Source organism: Paenibacillus sp. DMB5, assembly GCF_001517085.1.
Taxonomy (GTDB): Bacteria; Bacillota; Bacilli; order Paenibacillales; family Paenibacillaceae; genus Paenibacillus_AQ.
The window spans coordinates 1-13,365 of the sequence record NZ_LRAC01000152.1 but is presented as its reverse complement, the minus strand read 5'-3'; the positions used below and the strand labels follow the sequence as shown (position 1 = coordinate 13,365).

Annotated in this window: 12 protein-coding genes; 2 read left to right on the top strand and 10 right to left on the bottom strand. The window is 54.2% G+C overall.

What is annotated here, in order from left to right; genetic code table 11:
* The first annotated feature begins 133 nt into the window (after positions 1-133).
* Both AWJ19_RS27300 and AWJ19_RS27295 read left to right on the top strand, forming a co-directional pair.
* On the top strand, positions 134-379 hold the full coding sequence (locus AWJ19_RS27300; protein WP_068728361.1) for a DUF2164 domain-containing protein: 246 nt from the start codon (positions 134-136) through the stop codon (positions 377-379).
* Positions 380-415: 36 nt separating this feature from the next.
* Positions 416-964: a GNAT family protein gene (locus AWJ19_RS27295; protein WP_068728360.1), complete on the top strand. Its 549-nt coding sequence runs from the start codon at positions 416-418 to the stop codon at positions 962-964.
* A 143-nt stretch (positions 965-1,107) separates the two neighbouring features.
* Here AWJ19_RS27295 and AWJ19_RS27290 read toward each other — a convergent pair whose 3' ends face one another.
* The 10 genes from AWJ19_RS27290 to AWJ19_RS27245 form a co-directional block, all read right to left on the bottom strand.
* A complete protein-coding gene (locus tag AWJ19_RS27290; protein ID WP_082708152.1) occupies positions 1,108-1,746 on the bottom strand; it encodes an MOSC domain-containing protein in 639 nt (212 codons plus the stop codon).
* Entirely contained in the window at positions 1,727-2,257 is a 531-nt protein-coding gene (locus AWJ19_RS27285; RefSeq protein ID WP_068728358.1) for a GNAT family N-acetyltransferase, read from the bottom strand. Before AWJ19_RS27285 ends, AWJ19_RS27290 begins: the two co-directional genes overlap by 20 nt.
* A gap of 70 nt (positions 2,258-2,327) precedes the next feature.
* Complete coding sequence (locus AWJ19_RS27280) at positions 2,328-3,542, bottom strand: MFS transporter (RefSeq protein WP_068728357.1); 1,215 nt, start codon at positions 3,540-3,542, stop codon at positions 2,328-2,330.
* Between the two features lie 127 nt (positions 3,543-3,669).
* Positions 3,670-5,766: a molybdopterin oxidoreductase family protein gene (locus AWJ19_RS27275; RefSeq protein WP_068728356.1), complete on the bottom strand. Its 2,097-nt coding sequence runs from the start codon at positions 5,764-5,766 to the stop codon at positions 3,670-3,672.
* Between the two features lie 344 nt (positions 5,767-6,110).
* Positions 6,111-6,938, bottom strand: a complete 828-nt coding sequence (locus AWJ19_RS27270; RefSeq protein WP_068728355.1) for a formate/nitrite transporter family protein — start codon at positions 6,936-6,938, stop codon at positions 6,111-6,113.
* A gap of 281 nt (positions 6,939-7,219) precedes the next feature.
* Complete coding sequence (locus AWJ19_RS27265) at positions 7,220-8,584, bottom strand: FAD-dependent oxidoreductase (protein WP_068728354.1); 1,365 nt, start codon at positions 8,582-8,584, stop codon at positions 7,220-7,222.
* A 377-nt stretch (positions 8,585-8,961) separates the two neighbouring features.
* Complete coding sequence (locus tag AWJ19_RS27260) at positions 8,962-10,596, bottom strand: formate--tetrahydrofolate ligase (protein ID WP_068728353.1); 1,635 nt, start codon at positions 10,594-10,596, stop codon at positions 8,962-8,964.
* Positions 10,597-10,837: 241 nt separating this feature from the next.
* Positions 10,838-11,314, bottom strand: a complete 477-nt coding sequence (locus AWJ19_RS27255) for a glutathione peroxidase (protein WP_068728352.1) — start codon at positions 11,312-11,314, stop codon at positions 10,838-10,840.
* A 197-nt stretch (positions 11,315-11,511) separates the two neighbouring features.
* Complete coding sequence (locus AWJ19_RS27250; protein ID WP_068728351.1) at positions 11,512-11,850, bottom strand: DUF3243 domain-containing protein; 339 nt, start codon at positions 11,848-11,850, stop codon at positions 11,512-11,514.
* Positions 11,851-12,019: 169 nt separating this feature from the next.
* Positions 12,020-12,982, bottom strand: coding sequence for a M15 family metallopeptidase (locus tag AWJ19_RS27245; RefSeq protein ID WP_068728350.1), 963 nt, complete (start codon positions 12,980-12,982; stop codon positions 12,020-12,022).
* Between the last annotated feature and the right edge of the window lie 383 nt (positions 12,983-13,365).

The window sequence follows — 13,365 nt, the reverse complement described above, 5'->3', positions numbered from 1 at the left end:
GCTTTTACATTTTTCAGCCAATATGAATGGCTACGCCGTCCTGAACAGAACGGTATCCGTTTATGCAAGAAAGATACAGATAAAGCATTGCGTGAAACATGTACTTTCTTATATAAAAAAGGGGGACTCATCTATGAAGCCAATTAAGCTGCCAAAAGAGCAGCGCGATCTCATTACGGAGAACATCCGCAGCTATTTTGAAGCGGAACGCGGGGAAACGATCGGCCACCTTGCAGCGGACAACCTGCTGGAGTTTTTCCTTAAGGAGCTCGGTCCGGCTGTTTATAATGCTGCGCTGAGCGACTGCCGCTCCCTGGCCGTACAGCGGATGCAATCGCTCGAAGAGGACATTTATGCCCTCGAATGGAAAAAGCGTTAAGCACCATATCGGCCGGGCGTGAGAGGAGACAGCCGCATGTTTAATTATGTCGTAGATGATGAGCTTGTGCTAAAGCTGCTGATGCCGGAGCATGCCCGCCAGATGTTCGCGCTGGTAGAGCGGTCGCGGCTGCGGCTCAGACAATGGCTGCCATGGGTGGACGGAGTTTCCGAACAGGCCCATATCACCACTTTCATCAAAAATGCCGTCAAGCAGGGCAGCGACAACGGCGGCTTCACCGCCGGACTGTGGGTCCGCGGGGAGCTGGCCGGCGTCATCGGGTATCATGAGATCGACTGGCTCAGCCGCTCTGTCGGAATCGGCTACTGGCTGGGCGAAGGCTATGAAGGCAACGGCTATATGACCAGCGCCTGCCGTGTGTTTGTCGATTATGCCCTGCTGGAAATGGAGCTCAACCGGATTGAAATCCGCTGCGCCACCGGCAACAAAGCAAGCAGGGCCATTCCCGAGCGGCTGGGCTTCGTGTTCGAGGGTGTGCTCCGCCAGTCGGAAAAGCTGCCCCACGGCTATGTGAACCACGCCGTCTACGGCCTGCTGCGCAGCGAGTGGAAGCTGCTGGGCTGAAGCTAGGAGTGAGCCGCCTCGCGTTCTCAGCCGCACACACACTCAAACAGCCTGGGGGCTTGGCCGCCCAGGCTGTTTGCTGCTGCTTTTGCGGCAGATACCCGCAAAGCTTCCGCCTCACCAGGCTATGTACCCAATCCCGTCTACTCCCGCTCCAGCCATTTCTTGAAATCATCGCGGATCTCATCGGTCAGCGTGCTTAGCTCAGACAGCTCCTTGAGATCGGTTTTATCCTTCCGTCCGACCTCCATCGCCTTGAGCACCCGGCGGACCGAGTAGTCTCCCTCACCGGACTCGACCTTCACAACAGTATCACCGGCACCGACGGCGCCTTCACGCAGTACACGGAAATAAAAGCCGCTGAAGCCTGTGGAGAGCACCTTGGCCGGCATATCGTTCGCGCCATGCTTCTGTGAGAGCTTGAAGCACGGGAACCGCGGCTGGCTGACCTGCAGCAGTGCCGTTCCAATCTCATACACATCGCCGATGCAGACCTCGGTCTCCAGCAGCCCGCTTACCGTAATATTCTCACCAAAGGCGGAATACGCCAGCTTTTTGCCGAGCTGCTCCTCCCAAAATGTATAATGCTCAATCGGGTAGACACAGACTGCCTTGTTTACTCCCCCGTGATTGACGAGATCCGCCTGGCCGTCACCATCGAAGCCCAAAGCGTGGAGCCGTACCGGCCCTTCTGCAGGCAGCTTGTAAATCCCTGTCTCCAGCGGCTTCCCGCGGTAATCCACCGTTACGGGCTTGCCTACATTAAGCGAAATGACTTCCATTCTGATTCCCTCCAGTCAGCATACAGCTCATAAACACTTCATCGACATAATGACCGCCCAAGTAAAACTCTTCCTTCAGCCGGCCCTCTTCCTCAAATCCGCATTTGCGGTAAAAGGCGAGCGCCGGCTCATTACTCGACAGCACGCGCAGCCGCAGCTTCCGGATACCGTGGTCTGCGGCATGCTGTTTGATCGCTTCAATCAGCCTGCTGCCGATTCCCTGGCGCTGAAACTGCGGATCGACAGCGATGTTCACCTCGCAGACATGCCGGTTGCTCTCCATTCCGCTTGGGCAGCCAAAGCCCACATATCCGCACAGCTCGCCATTCTGCAAGGCGACAAGCTGTGAGCCCGGCGGTGCATGGAGCAGGTAATCCTCACGGGAACGCCACATTAGCGGCCCCGGTGTCGTATCTTCTGTCCAGATCATATTGTCCAGCAGGATCAGCTCACGGACATCCCTGATTTCCGAGGGCCGGATCGTCAGCGAGCCTTCGTTGATTTGTTGCATAACGCCTCCACTCCTTGCCTTGCCTTTTATCTATAGGTTCTCAGATCCGCTATTCAGCCAGCATTATCCATTATACCGCATTTTGCCCGAGATTACGGTCTGAGCGGTTAACATAGGCATGGATCACAAAAAATCCGACTGCCAGCACTGCCATTGCGCAGGCAAGCCATCCGGTGGGCGCGAGTCCCCCCTGGTCGAACAGGCCGCCCATCAGAGCCGGGCCGATGACTCGGCCTGCTGCCCCGATTCCGCCGCTGAGCCCCATATAGAAAGGGGCGTTGCGTCCGGCGGTATCCGCGATAAATGCCGGCGTTGCAGGTGAAATCAGCATTTCGCCTAGCGTCGCCAGGATCATCGCCAGCACAAGGCCGGGATAGCTCGGCATCAGCAGAATGACCGCATATCCGCTTAAGTAAAATACGGCACTTGCCGTCATCTGGGCATTTGACGTGCCGGCGAACCAGCGTTTGATCAGACTCACTACCGGCTGGGCGGCAAAGATCAGAATACCGTTAAGCGTCCAGAGGAAGCTGTAGAGGCTCTTGGACCAGCCTTCTGAAATGATAAACGGGGAAACCCCCGTGTTCCAGACGGAATTGCCGATCAGCAGGAACATCGTTCCCAGCGACATGTACAGGTAGAGCCGGGTGTTCCCCGCCAGCTTCCACCCCGACTGCTCCCGGTGCTGGGATCTGCGCGGATTCTCCTGCACCGGAGTACTGCTGATTTTCCGCAGATAGATCAGGAAGAATAGAGCGAAAATGGCCGAGGTCAGCCCGTTCATCACAAAGCTCAGCATATAGGAAATCTCGGCCAAAAAACCGCTGAGGATCGTGCCGAGCGCCACCCCGATATTATTCGCAACATAAATGATATTGAACAGCTCGCCCCGCCGCTCCGCAAAGCGGAAGCCGACAAAAGCCTGAATCGCCGGCTGCGCCATGGAATTAAACAGGCCGACCAGCCCCATAGCCACCATGAATAAATACCAGTTCGTGCTTGCCGCGGGAAGAGCGAACAAGGCGAGTGCATTCATAGCCAGGGCCCCGACAATCAGGCGTTTGACGCCCAGCTTATGATACAGTGAGCCGCCCAGCAGCTGTCCGGCAATCCCCCCCAGAGACTGGATAGCGATAACGAGTCCGGCCTCCTGCATGCTGCGGCCAAGCTCCTCAAAAACATACATCGTCACAAGCGGCCACATCAGGGCGCTGCCGGTTGCATTGACGAGACTTGCAATCAGAAATACTTTGACTTCCCTCGGATAATCCTGCAAAAACTTCATAGCTTGTCTTTCATCCCCTGTTACATATATGTCGTCAATCCATCCAGTATTATCCCAAAACAGGGTGAAGAGCAAGCTTTCACATTACCGCTTTATCGCGTTATTCAATTATAGAATCATAGTGTAATCAGATAGAGCCTGGCACTTCCAAAACCTGCTTCCGTTTCTTCACTTCCACCGTAGCCGAGAAGAAGGTTGCACCGCCGTCCATATCGCTAAGCCGGTCCGGTGTAAGCACGTTGACCCGCTGCTTCCTGCCTTTTCCGCCCCACCACAGCCCCTGGCTGATCACAGTGCCCGGCAGCATTTTATCCGTCACCATGGCTGAAATCTCCACTTCACCTCTGGCGTTGTATACAGTGATTTCGTCACCGTCCGCAATCCCCCGGGCTGCTGCATCCAAAGGATGAATCTGAAGGACAGGAGCCTTCTCCATCCTCTGATGCTTCTCTACATTGCCGAAGGTCGAATTCAGGAAGTTATGATTCGGCGGCGAGATGAACATCAGCGGATAGTCCGCTCCCTGCTCCGGACGCCGCACACCGTCATAACCTTCCTTCAGCGGCGTATAAACCGGAAGCGGCGGCAGACCGGCCTGCTCCATGGCTTCGGAGTAAAGCTCGATCCGGCCGGAAGGAGTCTGCAGCGTCTCCAGAAAATGCGCCTTAGGTGACATATCCAGCTTCACGAACCGCTCTGCCTTTAGCCGCTCCAGCGTTACCCCGTTCAAATACGGGTTGTCCGGATAATCAAGCGCAGCACGGATCATCTCCTCCTCCGGCTGGCCGAAGACCTCCGGTTCAAAGCCCATCGCCTGTCCCAGCAGCGAGAATAGCTCCACATTGCTCTTGCACTCGCCCTGCCGCTCCAGCACCGGCTCCTGCAGCTGTATATAATGATGCCAGTAGGAGCTGTACAAATCCGTATTTTCAAAGGTGGAGGTTGCCGGAAGCACAATGTCGGCATACATCGCAGTGTCAGTCATGAACAGATCATGCACCACCGTAAACAGATCCTCGCGGGCAAACCCCGCCTTTACCTTGTCAGCACTTGGAGCTACAACCAGGGGATTGGTGCCGTATACAAATAAGCTCATGACCGGCTGCTCCTGCTGCATTAGCGCTTCGCCGATCCGGTTCATGTTAATGCTGCGTGCCTGCGGATTGCTGCGCAGCTCCGGCCGGGCCAGCGCCTGTGAGTTAACAGAGCTGTAGCCGCCGTTGGACTTGATCGCCCCGCCTCCCGGCTTCAGCCAGGCGCCCACCAGCGCGGGCAGACAGGCAATGCTGCGGACGTTCATCCCGCCGTTGTCATGATGCTGCAGCCCGTTGCCGATGTGGATATACGGCACCTTGGCTTCGCCGTAAAGCCTGGCCAGCTGCTCAATATCTGCCACAGGCACGCCGGTAATTTCTGACACCAGCCCGGGCGGATACCCCAGCGCCTGCTCGCGCAGCTCTTCATGTCCTACCGTATACTTTTGCAGAAAAGCTTCATCGGTCAGTCCGTCCCGGAACAGAATATGCATTAGGCCAAGCGCCAGTGCGGCGTCTGTTCCCGGGTACAGCGGCAGGAACCATTCCCCCCACTGCGCGGTGCGGTTGCGGTGCACATCAATGACCACAACCTTTGCCCCCCGCTTGCGTGCCTGCTCGGCAAAGACCACCTGATGCATATTGGTGCTTACAATGTTGCCGCCCCAGACGATAATCAGATCGGCGTTCACCGTATCCTCCGGGCTGGCTCCCCCGTCCATGCCCATCGTATATACCCAGCCTGCTGTACCGGCGGCGCTGCAGATTTTGGCATCCAGCCGGCTTGCGCCCAGCCGGTTAAAGAACCGGCGGTCCATCCCGCCCACGCTGAGCATACCCATATTGCCGTAGAAGTAGTACGGCAGAATACTCTCCGGCCCGTAATCCGCGGACAGCTGCCTGTACCGTCCGGCAATCTCCGCAACCGCTTCTTCCCAGCTGATCTGTTCAAAGGCTCCGCTGCCCTTTGGGCCTGTGCGGCGCAGCGGGTGCATCAGCCGCTCCGGATGATGCACCCGTCCGGCCATGTTCCGCACCTTGTTGCAAATCGCCCCTTTCGTGACCGGATGTGCCGCATTTCCTTCAACTTTTACAATTTTACCGTCCTGCTTATGGACCAGCAGCCCGCAGGTGTCAGGACAGTCCAGCGGACATACCGCCGGAAAAATGCCGTCACTGCTATGCTTCAAAGCGGATGTCCTCCTTTAATTAGTTGGTTGAATGAAGCCTTATATCGTATAAAACAGCTCATCTGTCCATTGTATAGCGGGTGTTCCCGGGCGTAAAGAAAATCACCGGAATCCGGCTGTTTCGATGCTGGTATGTCCGGGTAATAGAGCATATGAAACACTCCCTATTTATTCGCCGTGAATCCGATTTCGTTCCCCCGAGTCGGATATGCACGGCGAATTTTGTGTTGCAGGCATTTTATAATATAAAAAAGACACCCCCTGATCGCCATCGCCTGCTCCGTTAATAATGGATGCTGGCCGGTCATACAAGGAGTGCCTATGCTATTCATTCTATGAAACAATCAGGCGTGTTTCTTCACAGCTGTCGCCGCTACACCTTCAACCGTCTGGACGGCTGCAGGCGCTTTGCGCAGGTAAGCCATGTAATATGCTGCTGCTACAAAGATTGCTCCCCCGGTAAGATTACCGAGCCACACCGGCACAAAGTTGCCGACATATTGCCCCCAGGTGAAGTGTCCTTCAAATATGGCAGCAGGGATCAGGAACATGTTAGCCACAACGTGCTGGAAGCCGATGGCAACGAATGCCATAGTCGGGAACCAGATACCGAGAATTTTACCGCTGAAATTATCCGCCCCGTAGGAGAGCCACACGGCCAGCGCTACCAGCCAGTTACAGCCGATCCCGGAAACAAAAGCCTGCACAAATGTAACATCAATCTTATGCTCAGCCATACTGACCAATTTCTCAAGATATACGCCTTCAGCCGTCAGACCGACTACATGACCGAAGAAATAAGCAACGAACAGGGCGCCTGCCAGGTTGCTGAGCGTAATCAGCACCAGGTTCTTCATGACTTCCCAGAACGAAATTTTCTTCGCCAGAAATGCCAGCGGCACCGCCATCATATTACCGGTAAGCAGTTCCCCGCCGGCCAGCAGCACCATAATCAGCCCGACCGGGAAAACAGCCGCCCCGATAAAGTTGGCGATGGAGCCCCATTCAGCCGGAGCACCCGCAATGACACGAATATCCAGTAAAAATCCGAGCGAAATAAATGCCCCTCCCAGAAAACCGAGAATAAGTACGGCTGCAAGCGGGTTATGAACCTTCTTGATTCCGTTCTCTACCGTTACCTCGGCAATCTGTTGCGGTTTGTTGTATGCCATGATTCCTATCCCCTTCGAAAATTACTTAAAATTTGTTCCTTTATCCCATTGTAGCGTGAGCCCGATCACATTTACGTGATAAATATCACCACAAGAAACGCTTCGTGAAAGTTTTCACTGACATGTCAAATTTAGCACAGCACAAAAAAGATGAATGTTAAAAAAAACACAGTAACAGTTCATCCGCTTTTATGTATAACAGCCCCATAATCCCCCGCTGCCGCGGCCATGCAAAAAACCGGAGCCAGGGCGGCTCCGGTCGGACTTAATCCATCTATAAATTATACATTTACTGTCTCTTTGCGTTCTACCGTCTTGGGCAGTGCCTGCAGGCCGGCCGTGTTCAGGAAGTTCCACGGCTTGTTGTAGTGCGGCTGGAAGAAGAAGTCGATGAAGGCCAGCTGGTCAACCGTCATCCGGTTCTGGATGCAGACCGATACCGTATTAATGGACTGGGTCAGGTCCATTTTGGACATAATCTGAGCACCGAGAATCCGGCGTGTGCCGCGGGCATAAACGACCTTCAGCTGCACTTCCTCCACAGTCGGCATAAACTCAGGACGATAGTTGTCGGTAATCATGACACTTTCTACCTCGATGCCTTCCGCCTTGGCTGCTTCTTCAGTCAGGCCGGTGCCGGCTATATTATCTTCATATATTTTGATACCCGAGGTACCCTGTGTCCCCATATAAGGAATGGTATTGGCAACCAGATTGCGGGCTACCAGTGTACCCATGCGGACCGCATTGGTCGCAAGCGGAATGTAAGCGTGCTGTCCGGTCGGATTGTAATGGATCGCGCAGCTGTCTCCGGCAGCGAATACATCCGGCAGGCTGGTCTGCATGTAATCATTAACCATAATGGCTCCGTTCGGCAGCATATCCACCTGGCCTTTGAGCAGCTCTGTATTCGGACGGAAGCCGATGCAGAGAATAACCAGATCGGTCTCGTGCTCGCCCTTGCTCGTAATAACCTTGGTTACTTTACCGTTCTCTCCGGCAAACGAGCTTACTTTTTCACCGAGAGCCAGCTTGATGCCGTGGTCCTCAAGCGATTTTTGAATCGGAGCCGTAAATTCCTCGTCAAGGTATTTGCTGAGGATTCGCTCCTCACCGTCAATCAGGGTTACCTGCTTGCCGTTCATCTGGAAGGCTTCAACCAGCTCGACCCCGATGTAGCCTGCGCCGACTACGGTAATTCTTTTTACCTGCTCCGCCCGCTCAATAATGGTGTTCGAGTGGTTGTAGTTCTTGGAGAGCAGGATGCCGTCCAGGTCCATTCCTTCCAGCTTGGGAATAATCGGCCATGAGCCTGTAGTCATAATCAGCTTGTCATACGTATCATTAAATTCCTCACCGGTTGCCAGATTGCGGGCACGCAGTGTTTTGGCGGCGGTATCTACATTAATCACTTCATGGCGCATCTTGGTGGTAACACCGAGTTCAGCCAGCTTTTCCGGTGACGAATAGAACAGGCCCTGCGGGTCTTTAACCACTCCGCCTACGTATAGGGCAATGCCGCACGACAGGAATGAGATATTATCATTGCGTTCGTACACCGTAATCTCGGCGTCCGGGTAAAGCTGTGCGGTATTAACAATTGCGGCGGTTCCGGCATGGGTACATCCAATGACTGCTACTTTCATGATTTCTTCCTCCTCCAAATTGGCAAGCATATTTATTTATTATTTTGTTTGCGTATGTGATTAATTTCACTTTATACGTTGATTATATTGTGATTTTTCTCACATTACAAGTATAATTGTGATTTTTCTCACATTGTTCACAATTTGGATTACCTTCTGGTTTGTTACCTGCAGCAGCATGCTGCTCCGGTTAAGTTATTTTCCCCAAGCAGGCGGAGTTTAGTCTCCCTGGCGGCAGGAAGCAGCGATGTAAGGAATCCCAGTGGGGCCTGTAGGCGCCTATTTATTTTTACCCAAAAAAAATCCCTGATACCATAGCGGCAAGCCGCCGGGTACAGGGATAGCATTAAATTTTTTTCATTTAAGCAGTCGGCAGCCTATTCCAGCCCGTGCAGGACGCCGTCCTCATCGACCAGCAGCCCTTCAGCGGCAGGTTTAGCCGGAAGGCCAGGCATTGTGACTATGTTCCCAGTAATGACTACGGCAAAGCCTGCGCCGAGCGACAGCGTAATATCCCGCACTCCCATCGTAAAGCCTTCCGGCGCACCGAGCAGTCTCGGCTGGTCAGAAAAGGAATACGGTGTTTTGGCCATGCATACCTGAAGGTGCTGCAGACCAAGCTTCTCGATAACAGCCAGGCTGCGTTTGGCAGCCGGTGAGAAGGCTACTCCGGTACCCCGGTAGATTTCAGTGACGATTTTGTTGATTTTGGACGGAATGTCGAGCTGGTCCTCGTAGAGCGGAGCAAAGGTCCCGCCTGGTGCATGATCCAGCAGCTTTTTCAGCTCTCTTGCCAGGTCCATTCCTCCCGCTCCGCCCTCGGCCCACACCTTGGACACGGCAGCGGGGACACCCAGACGGCGACAGGCCTCCAGCACTGCATCTACCTCATCCGGCGCATCGCCCTCAAAGTGGTTCAGGGCTACCATAACCGGAACACCGAACTTGCCCAGGTTCTCAATATGGCGCTCCATATTCGCCAGTCCCGACAGCAGCGCCGCACGATTGCCCTCATACAGTTCTTCCTTACGCACACCGCCGTTGTATTTCAGCGACTTTACGGTAACGACAAGAACAGCAGCATCCGGAGCAAGCCCGGCCTGGCGGCATTTAATATCCATAAACTTCTCTGCACCGAGATCTGCTCCGAAGCCGGCCTCCGTGACCACTACTTCCCCCAGCTTGAGCGCATAGCGGGTTCCAATTACGCTGCTGCAGCCGTGGGCAATATTTGCGAAGGGTCCCCCGTGGATAATGACCGGTGTTCCCTCCAGCGTCTGCACCAGATTGGGCTTTACTGCCTCCTTGAGCAGGGCCGTCATGGCTTCTACCGCACCGATCTCTTTGGCCGTAACCGGCTGGCCCAGCATATCGTAGCCCACCAGCATGCGGCTCAGCCGCTTCTTCAGGTCGGCAAGGTCATCGCACAGGCACAGCACTGCCATAATTTCGGAAGCGGTCGTGATCTGGAAGCCGCTCTCCCGCACCGTTCCGTTACCGTCTCCCAGCCCGGTCACAATATTCCGCAGGCTCCGGTCATTCATATCCATAACGCGCTTCCAGACAATCCGCTGCGGATCAAGCCCCAGGGCATTACCCTGGAATATATGATTATCAATCATTGCTGACAGCAGATTATGCGCGGAAGTTACAGCATGAATATCACCTGTAAAGTGCAGATTGATATCGTCCGCCGGAACAATCTGAGCCTTGCCGCCGCCTGTTGCCCCGCCCTTCATGCCCAGACAGGGACCGAGCGACGGCTCGCGGAGTGCTGCCACTGTCTTGATTCCCGCTGCATTCAGCGCCTGGGACAGCCCGATCGTAGTCAGTGTTTTGCCTTCGCCGGCGGGGGTCGGATTAACTGCGGTAACAAGCACCAGCTTGCCGTCCGGCTTGTTCTTTACCTCTTCCCAAAGGGAAGGAGCCAGCTTGCTTTTATATTTGCCGTACAGCTCCAGATGCTCCCCGCTGATTCCTGCTGCCGCTGCTACCTCTGTAATTAACCTCATAACTTTATAAAACCCTCCTGCCGTTATTATCCTGCTCAGCTTGCCTGGCTTCCTTGAATGCAATACGCTGATGTTTCCTTCTTCAAAGAATACAGTGTCCCTGAAAAGCGTCAAGGAATATTTTCATAGTATACCCGCAGGCAGCCACTGCACTCCACAGCAAAAAGCCCTCCGCGGCCGGGATGCCCGGTTGCGGAAGGCTGGCTGAACATTTCGTGATCGTTGGAGCTGCACCGCGCGGTTACAGCAGGGACTCAATAAGCTCCTTCATCGTTTCCGGCGATTCTTTTGACTCCACCCGGGCTGTTACATTGCCGCTGCGGTCCACAAGGAACTTGGTGAAATTCCACTGGATGTCGCTGCTGTCCGCCGTTCCGGGCTGCTGGCCCTTCAGATACTGGAACAAGGGGCTTGCATCAGGGCCGTTAACATCGGTCTTGGCGAACACCGGGAACGTTACCCCGTAATTAACCTGGCAGAACTCCTCTGCCTCCTCACTCGTTCCCGGCTCCTGGCCGGCGAATTGGTTGCACGGAAAACCAAGCACAACAAGACCCTGGCTGCCGTATTGCTCATACAGCTTCTGAAGATCCCCGTACTGCGGAGTAAGCCCGCACTTGCTGGCTGTATTCGCAATCAGCAGTACTTTGCCTTCATAATCCTTAAGCGGGACTTCTTTACCCGAAGGTGTAACAGCGGCAAAACTATAGATCGACATTGGCTCTTCATCCTCTCGGCTGCTTAATTAATCAATGCCATCATACCTTATACAGCCGTGCGAATACAAAAATGGAGGTGAATTACGCCAAGAGAGTCTAACCGGCAATGGGATTTGGGTTGATAAAAGCAGAGCCTGGATTTTCTGTTGCCACGGTAAAGGCCTGTCATCTGTACAGAATCTCAATATATAAGGGCTTAACGCCGCGCCAGTTTAACCAGCATATGGGCCAGCCGGTGCCGCTCCTCTTTATTGCCGACCTTCCACAGCTCCTGCAGCAGCTTCTGCTCACTGTTGCGCGGCTCCTCATGATTGGCCAGGTAATCGGCGACTTTTTCCGCGGCTACGGCGAGCTGCTCTTCTCCCATTCCAATTTTCTGCGCCAAATGAATGCGCTTACTTAAATATTGCTGAAATTCACCGAAATTGTCCAGAATCTGCTCCCGCTGCTGCGGCTCAATCCGCTCCAGGACGTCACCCACCCGGCCCATACTGACATTACCGTCTTTACTGACCACATGATTATGTTCGGACATTTTATCCGCCTCCCGTTCCTGATTAGTAGGGTTTCCCACTACTTAACCAGCCGTTTCCGGGGTGAACCATCTCTAAAGAGGCGCGGTAAGCGGGCGGGGCGATGGGAATGTCCGGACAGTCCTGCCAAAATAGTAAAAGGCAGCCCCGGATAACGGAGCCGCCTGCGCTTTAATTCGATACCGGAACGGCATCGTAGTATTCTTCCAGCGTAATGCCTCTGGCCGCAATATCCTCTGCAATATCCTTTCCTACATAGCGGATATGCCAAGGCTCGTATTTATAGCCGGTTATCGCCTGCTTGCCTTCGGGATAACGGATGATAAAACCGTATTCTGCAGCATGATCTGCCAGCCAGTTGGCTTCCTTGGTTCCTCCAAAGCAGCTCTCTGCGGCACATTTGCCGTCGCTGCCCGATACGTCAATCGCCAGCCCCGTCTGATGCTCGCTGTGCCCGGGAACAGCGCTGTAGGTACGGGCCTTCTCTTCGCCGTCGCGTTTTACATAATTGTTAAACAGCGTAGTCTGCGTCTTCTCTGAACGGTAAGCCGACACACCGGCCAGATAAACACCGTCACTCTTGGCACCTGCAAACATCTTCTCCAGTGCAGCGGCCGCCGTCTTACGCATCATCCGTTTCTCTATCTTCTCCGAGAAAAGAAACGGAACGTCCGGATAGACCAGATCCGCAGGCTTGTACCCTTCCGGCAGCTTGTACTGTTTATTAACCATGACTGTTACACTGTCCGGCTCGGCGGCGGTAAGCTCGGCATCAGCCGGCCCGCTGCCGCCGGAAGGCTTGGCTGTTGCAGCCGGTTTAGCCGTTGCGGCCGGCTTCGCGGTTGGTGCCGGATCGGCAGGCTTGATTGTAGGCGCTGCTGTAGGCTCGCCAGCAGCCGGGGAGTCAGTCTGCTGTGGTTCAGCAGTGGCAACCGCTGTAGGCTCCGGTATAGCCGATGGCTCAGGGGAGGCCTCCGGCTGCGCAACCGGCGGAGCCTGAAGCTCATTGCCCGTGCCTGCGGAAGCCCCTTCTTCCTGTGAAGCTGAAGGCGACGGGGAGGTATATTTGCCGATTCCCCAGCCGATGGCGATAACGGCTATAAATAAAATGACAATTTTGGCGGTTCTGGACATATGCTGCTTCCTCTCAAGTTGTTTTTTATTGCTTAACTTGCTGCCTTACGGTGAAACGTTATTTTCAATTTTCATTATAGACAAGCATTGCGTCCAAAATGTTTCAAAATATTTAACATACTGTAAGAACCCTGAATTGGAGTGCGGACGGCAAAATCAAGGGCATAATTGCCTTTGATTCGGCGCGCTGGCCGGATTATGGCGAAATCAAGGGCAGAATTGCCTTTGATTCGGCGCGCTGGCCGGATTATGGCGGTCAAGGGCATAATTGCCTTTGATTCGGCGTTCGGCCGACTTTAGGCGAAATCAAGGGCATAATTGCCTTTGATTCGGCGGCGCTGGCCGGATTATGGCGAAATCAAGGGCACAACTGCCTTTGATCC